This window comes from Caballeronia sordidicola, from assembly GCF_001544455.2.
GTDB lineage: Bacteria > Pseudomonadota > Gammaproteobacteria > Burkholderiales > Burkholderiaceae > Caballeronia > Caballeronia sordidicola.
In genome coordinates, this window is sequence record NZ_FCOC02000005.1 from 181,193 (window position 1) to 195,736 (window position 14,544).

A 14,544-nucleotide genomic window follows, 5' to 3' on the forward strand; every position below is an offset into this window, starting at 1 on the left:
GAAACCAGTCAAAATGCCGATATTGCGACCCCTGACCGGAACTCGCAGCCGCCGCTTGCGCCAGGTGCTGCTTGATTCTTACCGCCGCTTATACTTCCGAGCTCCCGTTAAACGTGCATGACATATCACGTCCCGCAGTTTCGGCGATGCATTCCCGTGAATGCGATGACCACGAAGCGGATTATCTCGGAAACCTATACGTTACCTCAAACCAAATTGGTTCTTATAACTTTATTGCTGCTTTTCTTTGCACTGTTCGCCGTTTGGCGTCAACGCAGGCGCGCGGTAGTTGCCCTATGTGCACTGCTTTTCTGGGCCCTCGGCGCGGGCTGGCTCGCGACGCCACTGTGGCATTTCGCCCAAAACGGTTTCGAAAAGCCGTCGGCGCTGTCAGATATGCGCTTCGCATCGCGAACAATTTTTGTGCTGTTGGGCGGAGGCACACGCCACGATGACGATAACCGCCTCATTCCTCGACGCGATGCGTTCACGCGAGTAGTAGCGACAGCCGACTTGTACCGCGAATGCCGACGCGCCGGAGGCGCGTGCCGAGTGATCGTGAGCGGAGGCAATCCTCAGCACCACGAACAAGCTGAAGCCGACAACTACGCGCCCTTCCTGCTCGCCCGAGGCGTAAGCGCCACGGATCTGCTACGTGAAAACGAAAGCCTCAATACCTACGAGAATGCTCGCAACGTCGCGAGGCTGCTCGGGCCTGAGCGAGATGAAACATTCGTCCTGGTAACGTCGGCTTATCACATGCGGCGATCGCTGGCCGCATTCAGCGCATTCGGCATAAACGCGCAACCTTTCGTGAGCAATGTTCGGCACCCGCGAGTTTCGTTCTTCCCGCGGCCGCGCGGGTTTGTCGATGCAGAGACCGCGCTTCATGAACTGATTGGCCTCGCGCGCTTTTATGTTTATCGGTTCCTTCGTCTATATTGAGACGCGAGGCGCAAAGCCCTGGATGAGAGACGTGCCGTTCATCTCGAAATTCAGTACTAGAAAGCATTGCACTTCGCCGGTATTATCGCCGGCGCGGTCAATCGACTGTCCGGGATGGCGAACAATTGAAACGTAGCGTGTGATTGCTGCGACCGGCCGAATCGTCGTAACAACATGTAACGCGTAGCGCGCTGGATCGGCGCTTGCTAGCCAGCGTTCGATGTCTCGTTTAACGTGACAGGCCAACCCGGGTTCAACGAATCTATGGAGGTAACAATGAAGAAAATATCCCTGGCAGTCCTGGTTTCGCTCAGCGCAATTACCGGCGCAGCCTTCGCACAATCCGGCGAAGGCGTGACCATGAGCACTGATCCCGCGAAAATCTCCGATATCGAGCAGCGCGCGCAGGCACTGCAATCGGGTCAGGCGAATGTGCAGAGCGACATGCCGACGCACAAGAGTGGCGCGCACCATAAAAAGTCGGGCGCGAAGCATTCGAAAAAGGCGGCAAACGCTGCTGGCGCGAGCGAATAAGCGCTCGGATGCACATATTGCGGCGGCGCGCAAACGTTGACCGTCGAAGACAGGAGCCGGACAAACGCCTCGGCGTTTATCCGGCTTTTTTGTCGCCATTCCCTATGCGTGCAAACTCGGCAAACACGCGATGCGCTTAGCGATGCGGCGTTATGCTACATTCCGCGTCGGTAAATTGAATCGCACCTGTGTGCGGAGGATCGTATGAGCAACATCCAGTTGGATATTGAATGGACCGAAGCCGCATCGCGCAAGATCGAAAAGCTGATGCCCCGCAGCACGAAGGATAAGGACGCGTATCTCGCGCTCCCGCCCGTGGAATGTTTGCCCATGGAAGGCGACGTGCTGTTCCTCGGCCCGGACGGCAAGCAGCAGCCATTTATTGTCGCCGAGCGTCAGTACCACCACGACGGTGACGCCGACTGGACCATTATCCTGATTCTCGACGTCCCGCACGAAACGCACTGACGCGCGGTTTGCAGCGTTCCTGCGGGCTTCCTGAGTTCCGGCCAGGAAGCCCCTGACAAATGTTCAGAGCTTCGCCACGACGTTGATTTCGCCATGTTCGATCAGGTCCGGCAACCTTTTGCCGAGCGCCTGAATATGGGATGTCTTGTTGTGCTCAGCCAAGGACGCTTCGCTCGCCCAGCGCTCAAAAAACACGAACCGGCGCGGCTCCTTGATATCGCGATGCAGGTCATACTGGATCGCGCCCGGTTCGGCAAGCGTCGGTGCAACGATGCCTTGCAGCAGTTCCTTCAGCTTCTCCTCGTTGCCAGGCTTGGCGACGAACGTTGCGACCACGGCGATTTCAGTCATGTCTTGGCTCCCGATTTAAAACGCCCAGCATAGCGTTCGCGCGGCACTCCCGCAGAAACCGGCGCAGGCCCCAAGAAAAAAGCCCGCGTTCCCTTTTGGGAGCGCGGGCAAAGCCGTCGCCCTACGAGGATAGGCGACGGGGCCATCGAGATCCGCTGGCCAGCGGATCGCAATTCATGAAGGATTGAGCAAGTCGGCACGGGCGCCATGCAGATTACATGCCATGGATGCAATGTAATCCCTATGCAATTGATTCCTATAAGCTTTCCCGCACATAAAAACAAAGAAAGCGGGCGCAATCCGATGGTGTGACGTTTAGCCGTAACGTGACATCGATTACATGAAGGCTTTGGTCCATAACGTCACGAAGCTTAACCGGCGGCGTGAAAATTCCGCGCGCGCTACCGCGCATTCCAGTGCGAGGGATTGCTCTAGATCGGCTTTTGAATTTCATGGCGAAAAAAAACCCGCCTACATTCGGGCGGGTTTCGTTTTTCGCCAATGCCCCGGCGTTCCGAAGGTTTCTGGTTTTGTTTAACGCAACTGATCGTCAAGCAAGCCCATGATCTGGCGCGCTTGAGGCGACGAATCCACATTCCCCTTGCTGTCGATAATCGACACGCGGGTCTGCGTCTCCGTGAGCGCGCGAACATTGACTTCGTAATTTTTTGGAAGCTTTTCTTTCTTGCCGTGGAACACTTGGCTCCAGAAGCCCTGCTCTGCCGCCGTCATGTCTTTTGGATCGACGTAGCGGACAAAATAAATCCCGCGACCACGGTCACGGTCGTCTACCGTGAAATTCGTGCGATCCAGCGCCAGGCCGACACGCAACCACGCCCGGTCGTATGGCTCCGACAAGGTGATCTCATCCGAAGCAGATTCGGGAACGACGTCTTCCTTGATAGGCGTCTGGGCTGCCAGCGCTACATTTTGCGCCGCTCGCGACGATGCGGTCGCGGCAGACGGTGCGCTTGCCGCTGCCGCCGCCATGGCGGCATCGCTCTTGCCTGTCTGGCCGCTTGCCTGCCGTGCGTCCGCCAACGCGAGCGACGCCATGAGACGTTTGAGATATTCGCCCTCAAGCGCCGGGTCGTTAGGTTTGGCCTGCCACTGGCTGTTGTCGTTGTTCGTGCCCGTCAGCGCCTCGCGCATGCCTTTCTGGCTCACGAACACGTAGGTGCCGCCATTCGGCGCGGCCTCCAGGCGCGTACGGTACTTGTTGCGCTCGGCAGCCACGTACGAGTTGCCCGTTGCCATAGACAGCGTGTTGCGAATCAAGCCGTCCGATATCTGCGGATGGGTTTCATTCCAGTCAGTTTCCATGACGCCCTTGTCACGCGCATCAACGACGAGCAGAAATCCCTGTTCTTGCCAGAAACGGCGAATCTGCGGCCAGACCTGTTCTGGCGACTTGTTGTCGATAACCAGCCAGCGCTCCGTACCGTCGCGCTGGACATGCATGCCAGAAACCGGCGGAATCACCGTAGGCGCGCTCGGAGCAACCTTCTGCACCTGCTGGAGGTCCGACAGCGAAGCCTGCCCGCCTTGCGGGGGCAAGGACCGCTGGTCGCCCGATTCTTCGAGAAGGTTGGGCGGGACGGCAAGGGATGCCTGCTTTGACCGGGAATCGCTCTTGTAATTGATTGCGTTAGGCGACGACGTACCGCATCCGGCTACCAGGCCACCCGCCATCAGGAGGGCCGCCACCTTCAGAGCCGGCTTGTTCACACGAAAATCTGTCATGTTTGGGAAATCCTTCCGCTACGCCACGGCGTTTTCCGTGGATCAACCAAGCATTTTACCGGTCCCGCGCGTCACCGTGCAAAAACAGTAGGCGCGAGCGCCCGCGGCGACTCTGTAACAAGCATCGATAACCTCTCCTGCCAATGAAATTCATGTACCGGCGCGCGTCGGATTATTGCGTAGCCGAAGCTCGCTTGGTGGCTACGTTTCCAGTATTGGCTCGGGCGTAATGCAGTGTGCAAATCAAGGCCTCGCTATAACTTGTCCAGCGCCTTCATCAATCTCAAAAATAAGCGCGTCGACCTTGTTTGCGACAATTTATGACAATTGTTCTTAGTCTTTCCTAGCGACTCTCCGTGTCGCAACTTTTTGTTTAATAAGCAGTTTTAATTATTTTTTGACGCTTTTCAAAAGACCCCACAAGACAATTCCGAAGTTGGTTCCAAGCTCTTCAGCTATCTTAAAATTAGGCTTCGATAACAAGAACGGCCACGAGAACGGAGCACATCATGTCTTACCGGCACAAGCTCAACTTACTTCGGGCATCCACCGCTGTATTTTTCATCGCAGCGGGCGGATCGGTACACGCGCAACTGGGATCGACGGCGAGCACTGCTGCAGATGCGTCGGGCACGCCTGCCCCCGTCATGCATCAAGCGGATAACAGTGCCCTGCGTTGGGTGGAAACGACCGATGCCAACCAGATCCAGGTTCGGCAATACATGTTGCCCTCGGGACTCGTCTACGCCGTCAGTTGGAATGGACCGGCAATGCCCGATTTATCGACCCTGCTAGGCACATGGTTCGATCGGTATCGACAAGGCGCGAGCGTCGCATTGGAAAACGCAAGCGGCCTGCATTCATCGCGTGTGGATGGCAGCGATCTCGTAGTGGAGACGAGTGTCAGACTTCGCAACTTCAGCGGCCGCGCGTGGCTTCCCGATGCATTGCCCGCCGGCGTTGCCGCGGCTGACATCGAATAGGAGGAGATCATGCGAAATCATCCATCCTGCCTTTTGTTCCTGACGCTGATTGGTGCGTGCGCGCTCCTCACTGCATGCGGAGGCGGAGGAGGTGGCGACGCCACCAGCGCCGCAGTGCCTGCAACGGCCAGTGCCGCGCCCGCCGCCAGCGCTCCTTCCGCAGTCACGCCCGCATCCGCGGCGGAGCCTGCTTCGAGCCCACCTTCCAACACCGTCGCTCAATCGACCACACCCAATGTCTTGCCGATCACGGTCGGCAGGATCGCGACGGGCACGCGCAATATGTTGCAGGCCAGCGTGACCATCTGCGTGCCGGGAACGGCGACCTGCCAGACAATCGACAACATCCAGGTCGATACCGGGTCACAAGGACTTCGCATCCTTGCGTCAGTACTTGCGCCCGCCATGACACTGCCCGCGGTAACCGGCACCGGCGGCGCGACAATAGCGTCCTGTACGGTGTTCGGTTCCGGCTATACGTGGGGCTCCGTGCGCACCGCCGACGTGCGCCTGGCCGGCGAAGTGGCGGCGTCGACAGCCATCCAGGTGATCGCCGATCCAGCCATCCCAACCGTGCCTGCCGACTGCAGCAATTCCGGATTGCCGATGCTCACAGCGACGACGCTCCGAAGCAACGGCATTCTCGGCGTGGGTCCGTTCGCCGCGGACTGCGGCAGCGGTTGCGCAACCACCGCTTTGTCACGCTGGTACTACAGTTGCGCATCCGGCACATGCGCATCCGCAACACAACCCGTTGCGCAGCAGGTAACCAATCCGGTCAGCAACTTTGCCAGCGATAACAACGGCATCCTGATAGAACTACCCGCCATCGCGGACACTGGGGCATCGAGCGTTTCCGGCACCATGACCTTTGGCATAGGGTCGCAATCAAACAATCAGTTGGGAAACGCGCAGGTACTCACCAGCAACCGCTCTACGGGTTTCGTGTCGACCAGTTTTCAGGGCAGTACCTACGGCATGAGTTTCATCGATAGCGGGTCGAACGGATTGTTCTTCCCAATGAGCTCCGTGCCGGGTTGTGGCCTGTGGTTCTGTCCGACAACCTTGCAGAGTCTCGTGGCAAGCATATCCGGCACCAACGGTACGACGAGCAGCGTGACGTTTGCAGTTGGCAACGCGTCGTCGCTCTTTGCCAGCAACAACAACGCGTTCAACAATCTGGCAGGCCCCGCCAACGGTTATTTCGATTGGGGCCTGCCCTTCTTTTATGGCAGGCGTGTGTTCACCGCGATTGAAGCGCAGGTAACGCCCGCGGGTAACGGTCCTTACTACGCGTTTTAGTCTTTGGAAACGTGCGGCACGGCGGCTGCCAACGCAATTGCCGCAATCATCGACGGCGCGGCGAACCATCCATATGCGCTGACCGCCGTATCGGCCTTTAGATCGAGCAAGGCTTGCACATCAGACGCGCTCGATGGCGATCGCAATGCCCTGCCCCACGCCTATGCACATGGTGCAAAGCGCAAAGCGTCCGCCTGTCCGATGCAACTGATACGTCGCGGTCGTGGCAAGACGCGCGCCGCTCATGCCCAGCGGATGGCCGAGCGCGATGGCGCCGCCGTTCGGGTTGACGCGGGGATCGTCGTCGGCAATGCCGAGCAAACGCAGCACGGCCAGACCTTGCGATGCGAACGCCTCGTTCAGCTCGATCACATCGAATTGATCGATGGTCATGCCCAGGCGCTGCATCAATTTCTGCGATGCCGGCGCCGGCCCGATTCCCATCACACGCGGCGCGACGCCGGCCATCGCGATGCCCAGCACGCGCGCACGCGGCACGAGGCCGAAACGCCTTGCGCTGTCTTCATCGGCGAGCAGCAAGGCGGCCGCGCCATCGTTCACGCCCGACGCGTTGCCCGCCGTCACCGTGCCGTCGGGCCGCACTACGCCCTTTAACCTGGCGAGCGCCTCCAGACTGGTCTCGCGCGGATGCTCGTCTTGGGACACCAGCACCGGATCACCCTTTTTCTGCGCGATGGAAACCGGCACGATCTCCTGCGCGAGCGATCCGTCCTTCTGTGCGCGCGCCGCTTTTTGCTGGCTGCGCAATGCGAAGGCATCCTGATCTTCGCGGCTTACCTTATAGTCGGTCGCGACGTTTTCGCCCGTTTCCGGCATGGAGTCGACGCCGTACAGCTTCTTCATCAACGGGTTGATGAAACGCCAGCCAATGGTCGTATCGTAGATCTCTGCCTGACGCGAAAACGCCGTGGTTGCCTTCCCCTGGACAAACGGTGCGCGGCTCATGCTTTCCACGCCGCCCGCCACCATCAACGCCGCTTCGCCCGACTTGATTGCACGGGCCGCCACGCCGATCGCATCCATGCCCGATCCGCACAAGCGGTTGATCGTTGCGCCGGGTACGCTTTCGGGCAAACCTGCCAGCAAGGCCGACATGCGCGCCACGTTGCGGTTGTCTTCGCCAGCCTGATTCGCGCAACCGAAAATCAGGTCGTCGAGCGCATTCCAGTCCACGTCCTTGTTGCGCTCCATCAATGCGCGCAGCGGCACCGCGCCCAGATCATCGGCTCGCACCGAGGACAACGCACCGCCGTAGCGCCCGACCGGCGTGCGAATTGCGTCGCAAATAAAAGCTTCTTTCATGCCCATCCTTTATTCTCCTTTACCGTTCTTTAGTGCGCCGCGCCGCCGGTCGCCGCCGAATCAGCGTTGAGCGGTTCGTACGTCAACGATACTTGCGCCAGTTTCTGGAGCTCGCCGAACGACAAGCCTTCAATGATCTCCCGCACCACGAAGCCATTCGGCGTTACATCGAATACGCCGTGATCCGTATAGACGCGATCCACGCAGTCCACGCCCGTCACCGGATAGGAACACTCGGCCACCAGCTTGCTTTCGCCCTGCTTGGTAAGCAGTTCCATCATCACGTAGACCTGTTTTGCGCCGATAGCCAGATCCATCGCGCCGCCGACAGCCGGGATTGCATCGGGCGCGCCCGTATGCCAGTTGGCCAGATCGCCTTTCTCCGATACTTGAAACGCGCCGAGCACGCAGATATCCAGGTGGCCGCCGCGCATCATCGCGAACGAATCGGCGTGATGAAAAAACGCGCCGCCCGTGAGCAGCGTGACGTGCTGCTTGCCGGCGTTGATCAGTTCGTCGTCTTCCGCGCCTTTTTCAGGCGCCGGGCCCATGCCGAGCAAACCGTTTTCGCTGTGCAAAAAGATTTCGCGGTCCGCCGCGAGATGGTTGGCCACCAGGGTTGGCACGCCAATGCCGAGGTTCACGTACGCGCCTTCCTGAATGTCGCGCGCTACGCGCTGCGCCATTTCGTCACGAGTGAGTTTTTTCATATCGATGTCCTTGCTTGATCTTGCTTGGCTCAGGCAGCCAGTTCGACTGCATGCGCCGTCTGCGGCACTTCGATCACGCGCTGCACGAAGATCCCTGGCGTCACGATGTCTTCAGGGTCCAGCGCGCCAAGCGGCACGACTTGCGACACCTGCACGACCGCCGTGCGGGCTGCCGTCGCCATGATCGGCCCGAAGTTGCGCGCGGTCTTGCGATACACCAGGTTGCCCCAGCGGTCGCCCTTGAACGCCTTGATCAACGCGAAGTCGGCATGGAGTGGTGCTTCGAGCACGTAATGCCGGCCATCGATAAAACGGGTTTCCTTGCCTTCGGCCAGCTTCGTGCCGTAAGCGGTCGGCGTGAAAAACCCGCCAATGCCCGCGCCCGCCGCGCGAATCCGCTCAGCGAGATTTCCCTGCGGCACGAGTTCGAGTTCGATTTCTCCCGCCCGATACAACCCGTCGAACACTTGCGAATCGCTTTGCCGCGGAAACGAACAGATGATCTTGCGCACACGCTTCGCCTTGAGCAGCGCAGCCAGGCCGGTCTCGCCGTTGCCTGCATTGTTGTTCACAATGGTCAATTCCCGCGCGCCCTGTTCGATCAGCGCATCGATCAGTTCCGCCGGCATGCCGGCCGTTCCAAACCCGCCGATCATCACGGTTGCGCCGTCCTGAACGTCTTTCACCGCCAGACTCAGCGAGTCGAAAATCTTGTCGATCATGCCGCTCCTTCCTTTGATTGAACCGACGCGCCGGACGATTCCTTTCGCTCGGCAGCACTTGCATTTAAAAGTTCGCTATGCGAACATCAATTCGTTTAGCGAACAAATGTCATGGTATTCCCGTATTCGTTGCCCTGTCAACGAACCTCGGGTTTATCCGGACGCGCTTTGATTTACCGGACCACATCGATGACCAACTTTTCCACAGAGAGCGATCTGCCCGACATGGACTCAAGCTCGCGTCCTGGCGATGCCTACGTGCAATCGTTCGCGCGCGGTTTGTCGGTGATCCGGTCCTTCAACGCGTCGCGTCCCGCGCAAACCCTGTCCGAAGTCGCGGCGGCATCAGGCCTGACGCGCGCGGGCGCGCGGCGCATCCTGCTGACCTTGCAGGCGCTTGGTTATGTGGAAGCAGACGGACGTCAATTCACGCTGACCGCGAAGATTCTCGATCTTGGTTTCGCGTATCTCACGTCCATGCCATTCTGGAACCTCGCTGAACCGGTCATGGAAGAACTTGTCGGCCAGGTGCATGAGAGCTGTTCCGCGGCGGTTCTGGATGGCACGGAAATCGTCTATGTGCTGCGCGTGCCGACGCACAAGATCATCACCATCAACCTGTCCATCGGCAGCCGCCTGCCGGCGTTCTGCACGTCGCTCGGTCGCGTGCTGCTTGCCGCGCTGGATGACGACAAACTCGACGCGCTCCTCGACGCCAGCGCGCTGGAAGCCCGCACGCCCCGCACGATCACGAACAAAACCACGCTCAAGGCCGCGCTTGCCGTGGTACGCACACAAGGCTGGGCCATCGTCGATCAAGAGCTGGAAGAAGGCCTCATTTCGATGTCCGCGCCCATCCGCGATCGCCAGGGACGCGTGATCGCGGCGCTGAACATCAGCGGCAACGCGCAACGCAAGAACGCCAAACACATGGTGAAGGCTTTTCTTGAGCCGCTGCTCGACGCGGCGCAACGCGTCTCCGAAATGGTCGCGCGGCGCGGCTGAACGGAACCGGCACGCTGGGCGGCTTCGACTTGCTCCCGTTTCATCTCTAAACTGAGCGCTTTGTTCCTGCCGGGAAAGTCTTATGGATGGATTGACCAGCTTGCGCGTGTTTCGCGATGTCGTTGAAGCAGGCAGCTTTGTGAAGGCGGCTGAACGGCTCGACATATCCACCGCGATGACCAGCAAACACGTCGCGAACCTGGAGCGGCAACTCGGCGTGCGCCTGCTGAACCGGACCACGCGGCACCTGAGCCTGACCGAAGCGGGCAGCGTCTATTACGAGCAATGCCGGGAAGCGCTGGATATCCTGCAAGCTGCCGAAGCGGCGGTCGGATCGCAAACCGACAAGCCACGCGGTGTGTTGAAAATCACTGCGCCCGGCTGGTTCGCCACCGCGAAATTCGCCGATATCCTGGTGGCTTATCGAGCACGGTATCCCGAAGTGCTGATCGACTTGCGGCTGGAAAATCGCTTCGCCGATCTGGTGGAAGAAGGCTACGACATGGCATTGCGCGCGACCTCCGAACCATCGCCCACAATGATCGTTCGTCCGCTCTGCAAGGTTCCGTTCGTACTCGTGGGTTCGCCCGATTACTTGAAACGTAATGGCCAGCCGCAGCATCCACGCGACCTCGTTGAACGCAATGAGATCGTGCTGCCGACTTATACGAGCGTGGACAGCGTCGAGTTCTCCGGACCCGACGGCGTGTTTACGATCAAGAACAACGCAGTGCTGAAGACCAACGACAGTTCCATGTCGCTGCAACTCGTGCGCGCCGGGCTGGGTCTTGCCTACTTGCCGGAATGGATCGTGGAACAAGAACTCGCCACGGGCGTGCTGACGCATCTATTCCCTGCTTACACGACCTTTGCACCGCGCGTCTACGCGGTCTACACCAGCCGTAAATACATGACGACCAAGGTGCGCACGTTCATCGACTTTGTCTTCGAAGCACTCTCTACCGATGATTCCGGCCACAATTCCGCTCCCGCACGCGGCCCATCAAACTCACCTCGAAAACTAGGATAAATCGTATTCAATCTGGGCCACTGCTCGTGTGAAGATCGCGCCGATTCGCTATGTGATGTTGATAAGCGACGACCTTCCACACTCAAGACTACATGTCGGGCTGGTGATGAATTTCCCCTGGTTTGCGTTGATCCTCAATTTTGTGCTGCTGGCGGCCGCCATCCTGATTTGCAATGCGCTGAATAACGCCCGGCGAGAGCCGGTCTGGAACGGCGCGCTGTTTTTTTTATGCTTTTGCGTTCTCGCGATGGTGCTTGATTTCGCGCTGACCTTTGTCTTCGCGTCCGCGACCACCACGGACAAGGAACGCTACATCGATTTATCGTCGCTCTCCGCGTGTGGCGAACGGGTAATTGCTTACGCGATTCCTTGCGTTGTTGCAGCCGTGTTGGCCCTGAGATTCCGTTCGCGCGACCGGGCTCACGAAGCGCCTTCAGTGATGATCCAGACGTCCGAGTACACACAGTCGGAATTAAGATATTGATCAGGGTTGGTTTTGTCGCTACTGCGGTCTTGAAGGAATGAACGCAATTTCCTTCGCGCAAGAGTGAATTGCTCGGAACTTCGCCCGAAAATGAGTCCGCAGGTTCAAAATTTGGAAAGTCTCTGATATACTTTTCCTCTTTCGGGGCGTAGCGCAGCCTGGTAGCGTACCTGCATGGGGTGCAGGTGGTCGGAGGTTCAAATCCTCTCGCCCCGACCAGATTGATGAAGGACTTAGGCTTCACAGCCTAAGTCCTTTTTCGTTGATTCACCGTTGTTTTCAATCAAAATTTGCTGCACTGCGTGCATCCGGCCGCGCCCCCGGCGCGTATAGACCTTGGAGGCACCGCTCACAAGCACGCCTCCCATGCACTCTCGACCAAACTATAAAACCAAGGCCAGACGAGCAGGCAAAATTGCGCCGCAGCCCGTACTGCCGTTTACCGGGGAAACACAATGTCAGCCAGCAGAACCAGCAAACCACGCAAGCCAGGCCGAACAAGAACGCGCAGCGCTACATTCGACGGCAAGCTTTGGCCTATCCACGCCATGATCGTGTCACGCAGTGCATCGCATATTGCGAGCATGTTGTCCGCACCACAGCGCATCAACGCGCTCGCCGAGTCACTTGGAGAAGTGACGAAAAATTATGGCGATGACGCCATCGATGGTTTCCTGATCGCGCTGAAAAACTGGTTCGTGCAGCGCGAATATGGCGCCGCCATTGAGTTGGTCGGATATTTCCAGGAACATGGCCGCCTGCCGGAAATCGTGCAGCCGTTGCAGTCAGGCCGGCGCGCCTCGCGTGCCGGCTCCAGGAACAATACCGCACTGCGCGCAGCATAAATCACGCGCAAAAACGCCCGGCGACCGAACTATTCCTGTTCGATCGCCGGGCGTTTCCCGATCACGCAATTTGAACGATCAGTCCATCAACGCAAGGCGGAATAAGCCGTCGGCGTCAAGAAGTGATTCTCGATGCGCTCGACAATCGGCGCCTTCGCCTCGGTCTCGGCGCGTTTGGCGATCCAGTCGGCATCGGCTTGAAACGCGTTCCACTTGGTTTCGCGCTCAGCGAGACTTTCCCACTTCAACATGTACGTCAGGGCGTGATTGCTAGGGCCGGCAATCGTGGTCCAGAATCCGATCTGCTCGATGCCGTATTTCTTGAAGAAATCCAGCGTAATGTTGGTGAATCGGTCGTTCAACGCGGGCAAGCGTCCCGGCGCGCAATGATAGATACGCATTTCAACAATCATTTTTTCCTCGTGGAGATAGAGTAGTGCGGCCATGAATGGGCCGCGGCTGGAGTCACCACGAGCAATCGTACCGGCGTTTCACCTCACCCGCACACTATGAAATACCGCCCGGGCCATCGCCGGACGATCATGTCCGCTTTGCTGCATCGAAATCCTCCGCATCGACGTCATAACCGGATGGTTCCCATCGGATCGCCAGCAGCGCGACCAGCCCCGCCAGCGGCGCAAACGCGATGATCCAGAAAACCTTCGTGCCAAGAGCAGCCGACAGCACGGGGAACAGGAACAGCGACACCGTCGAACTCGCGCGCATCAATGTCTGATTGAAACCCACGCCAACGCCACGCAGTGAAGTTGGATAGCTGAGCGAAGCGAACGTCATGCTGTGTGAACCTGGACCAAATCCCTGGCCGAGCAGGAACACCGCGAGAAAACCAATCGCCAGCGCCACTTGCGCGCCACCGGCCGGACGTCCGACCACGGCCAGGCCGATCAACGCCGCCAACTGGAACGCATAGCCGAGCACGGTCAGTTTCCAGGCTCCGACCTTCGGCACCGCGCGCACGGCGATCAGTCCGCCCACGAACGCGAAGCACAGGTTCAACGCGAGCGAGGCAAGGATGGTGGTGAGCATAGACTGCGCGAGGAAACTCGAGATGATCACCGGCAAGCCAAACGCCACGGCGTTGTATGCGAACGAGGATGCCACGGCAATGACGGTTGCCAGCACGGTGCGGCGAAGATAAACGCCGCGCAGCAACGCGCCGTAGTTGCTCCATGTCGCCTTGTGCACCGGCGCTTTTGTGTCCCGGAGCGCGGCGGCATCGACTTCTACATCCATACCGTACGAGCGCTTCAAGATCTGCGCGGCGCCCCGTAAATCGCCCTGATTGGCGGCCCAGACCGGCGACTCGCTGATGTAACGGCTGCGGATCGCGATGATTACCAGCGCCGGCAACGCACCAAAACCAAGGGTCAAGCGCCATAACCAGCTGGAGTGGCTCGCGGGCAGCAGAGCGTACAGTGCGAGCACGAGCAGATAGGACACGCTGATGGCGGCGTACCACGTCGGGCACCACATCGCAATGCGCGCCGCCTTGTTGCCGCGGCCGTTCAGCCGGGAAAACTCGGCGAGAAACGCCATGGCGACAGGCAAGTCGATGCCGACGCCCAGCCCCATCACGAAACGCGCGCCGCCGAGCACCCAGGCGTTGGGCGCGAGCCCGCAGGCAATCGCCGCGACGACGAAGAAGAACATGTCGGCCATGAAAACGCGGTATCGGCCGATCTTGTCGGTGAGATAACCGCCCAGGAACGCGCCGATGATCGCCCCGAACGTGATGGCGGAGGCGACAAAACCCGTCGCTGCCGGTGTCAGCGAAAATTCGCGCGCAATGTCCTTCACACCGAACGCGAGCGCGCCGAGATCGTAGGCATCGAGAAAAACACCACCGAGCGCGATCGCAATGACAATGCGTGCATCGCTTCCGACCGCCGCGCCTCGATTGACAAGTTGGGAGACATCGGCAGCGCTGCGAATGACGGTACGCGCGGTGCCGTCTGCCGGAGACGCGAGCGCGGACTCGGCCGCGAAAGAAGTGGACATGGGATGGGCTACGCTGAAAGAGGCTGCAAAACGCGCGATCGTACCGGCGCACGCGTTCTATCCCAAATTCATTTTTGTTA

At 59.1% G+C, this 14,544-nt stretch carries 16 protein-coding genes and 1 tRNA gene; 10 read left to right on the top strand and 7 right to left on the bottom strand.

Annotation, left to right across the window (positions count from 1 at the left end):
- Positions 1-396: 396 nt before the first annotated feature.
- The 3 genes from AWB64_RS11675 (at position 397) to AWB64_RS11685 (ending at position 1,947) form a co-directional block, all read left to right on the top strand.
- Positions 397-945: a YdcF family protein gene (locus tag AWB64_RS11675; RefSeq protein ID WP_244164037.1), complete on the top strand. Its 549-nt coding sequence runs from the start codon at positions 397-399 to the stop codon at positions 943-945.
- A gap of 276 nt (positions 946-1,221) precedes the next feature.
- Positions 1,222-1,479 (top strand): hypothetical protein, encoded by a 258-nt coding sequence (locus AWB64_RS11680; protein ID WP_060819021.1) that lies wholly within the window; start codon positions 1,222-1,224, stop codon positions 1,477-1,479.
- 204 nt (positions 1,480-1,683) lie between these two features.
- A complete protein-coding gene (locus AWB64_RS11685; RefSeq protein WP_060819023.1) occupies positions 1,684-1,947 on the top strand; it encodes a hypothetical protein in 264 nt (87 codons plus the stop codon).
- A 63-nt stretch (positions 1,948-2,010) separates the two neighbouring features.
- Here the strand turns inward: AWB64_RS11685 and AWB64_RS11690 are convergent, their stop codons facing one another.
- Both AWB64_RS11690 and bamC read right to left on the bottom strand, forming a co-directional pair.
- Entirely contained in the window at positions 2,011-2,298 is a 288-nt protein-coding gene (locus tag AWB64_RS11690) for a putative quinol monooxygenase (protein WP_060819025.1), read from the bottom strand.
- A 534-nt stretch (positions 2,299-2,832) separates the two neighbouring features.
- Positions 2,833-4,041, bottom strand: coding sequence for an NlpB/DapX family lipoprotein (gene bamC / locus AWB64_RS11695; RefSeq protein WP_060819027.1), 1,209 nt, complete (start codon positions 4,039-4,041; stop codon positions 2,833-2,835).
- A gap of 509 nt (positions 4,042-4,550) precedes the next feature.
- Here bamC and AWB64_RS11700 point away from each other — a divergent pair.
- Both AWB64_RS11700 and AWB64_RS11705 read left to right on the top strand, forming a co-directional pair.
- Positions 4,551-5,024: a DUF2844 domain-containing protein gene (locus AWB64_RS11700; protein ID WP_063493197.1), complete on the top strand. Its 474-nt coding sequence runs from the start codon at positions 4,551-4,553 to the stop codon at positions 5,022-5,024.
- A 9-nt stretch (positions 5,025-5,033) separates the two neighbouring features.
- Positions 5,034-6,326: a DUF3443 domain-containing protein gene (locus tag AWB64_RS11705; RefSeq protein WP_060819029.1), complete on the top strand. Its 1,293-nt coding sequence runs from the start codon at positions 5,034-5,036 to the stop codon at positions 6,324-6,326.
- A gap of 120 nt (positions 6,327-6,446) precedes the next feature.
- On the opposite strand, the gene pcaF is transcribed toward AWB64_RS11705, so the two are convergent.
- Genes pcaF through AWB64_RS11720 form a run of 3 tightly spaced genes read right to left on the bottom strand, consistent with a single transcriptional unit; the run spans position 6,447 to position 9,081 of the window.
- Positions 6,447-7,649: a 3-oxoadipyl-CoA thiolase gene (gene pcaF, locus AWB64_RS11710; protein WP_060819249.1), complete on the bottom strand. Its 1,203-nt coding sequence runs from the start codon at positions 7,647-7,649 to the stop codon at positions 6,447-6,449.
- A gap of 29 nt (positions 7,650-7,678) precedes the next feature.
- Positions 7,679-8,359, bottom strand: coding sequence for a 3-oxoacid CoA-transferase subunit B (locus tag AWB64_RS11715; RefSeq protein ID WP_060819031.1), 681 nt, complete (start codon positions 8,357-8,359; stop codon positions 7,679-7,681).
- Positions 8,360-8,388: 29 nt separating this feature from the next.
- Positions 8,389-9,081 (bottom strand): 3-oxoacid CoA-transferase subunit A, encoded by a 693-nt coding sequence (locus AWB64_RS11720; RefSeq protein WP_060819032.1) that lies wholly within the window; start codon positions 9,079-9,081, stop codon positions 8,389-8,391.
- Positions 9,082-9,270: 189 nt separating this feature from the next.
- Here AWB64_RS11720 and AWB64_RS11725 point away from each other — a divergent pair, with 189 nt between their 5' ends.
- From AWB64_RS11725 to AWB64_RS11745, 5 genes are all read left to right on the top strand, one after another.
- Positions 9,271-10,086: an IclR family transcriptional regulator domain-containing protein gene (locus tag AWB64_RS11725; protein ID WP_060819034.1), complete on the top strand. Its 816-nt coding sequence runs from the start codon at positions 9,271-9,273 to the stop codon at positions 10,084-10,086.
- An 82-nt stretch (positions 10,087-10,168) separates the two neighbouring features.
- The gene (locus AWB64_RS11730) at positions 10,169-11,116 is read left to right on the top strand and encodes a LysR family transcriptional regulator (protein WP_060819036.1); all 948 of its coding nucleotides are present in this window, start codon (positions 10,169-10,171) and stop codon (positions 11,114-11,116) included.
- 28 nt (positions 11,117-11,144) lie between these two features.
- Positions 11,145-11,600 (top strand): hypothetical protein, encoded by a 456-nt coding sequence (locus tag AWB64_RS11735; protein ID WP_060819039.1) that lies wholly within the window; start codon positions 11,145-11,147, stop codon positions 11,598-11,600.
- A 142-nt stretch (positions 11,601-11,742) separates the two neighbouring features.
- A tRNA-Pro gene (locus tag AWB64_RS11740) sits at positions 11,743-11,819 on the top strand.
- Between the two features lie 236 nt (positions 11,820-12,055).
- Positions 12,056-12,445: a hypothetical protein gene (locus AWB64_RS11745; protein WP_157766619.1), complete on the top strand. Its 390-nt coding sequence runs from the start codon at positions 12,056-12,058 to the stop codon at positions 12,443-12,445.
- A gap of 86 nt (positions 12,446-12,531) precedes the next feature.
- Here AWB64_RS11745 and AWB64_RS11750 read toward each other — a convergent pair whose 3' ends face one another.
- Together AWB64_RS11750 and AWB64_RS11755 are read right to left on the bottom strand one after the other, a co-directional pair.
- Positions 12,532-12,858, bottom strand: a complete 327-nt coding sequence (locus AWB64_RS11750) for an NIPSNAP family protein (RefSeq protein ID WP_060819042.1) — start codon at positions 12,856-12,858, stop codon at positions 12,532-12,534.
- 127 nt (positions 12,859-12,985) lie between these two features.
- The gene (locus tag AWB64_RS11755; RefSeq protein WP_060819044.1) at positions 12,986-14,464 is read right to left on the bottom strand and encodes an MFS transporter; all 1,479 of its coding nucleotides are present in this window, start codon (positions 14,462-14,464) and stop codon (positions 12,986-12,988) included.
- Positions 14,465-14,544 lie beyond the last annotated feature (80 nt).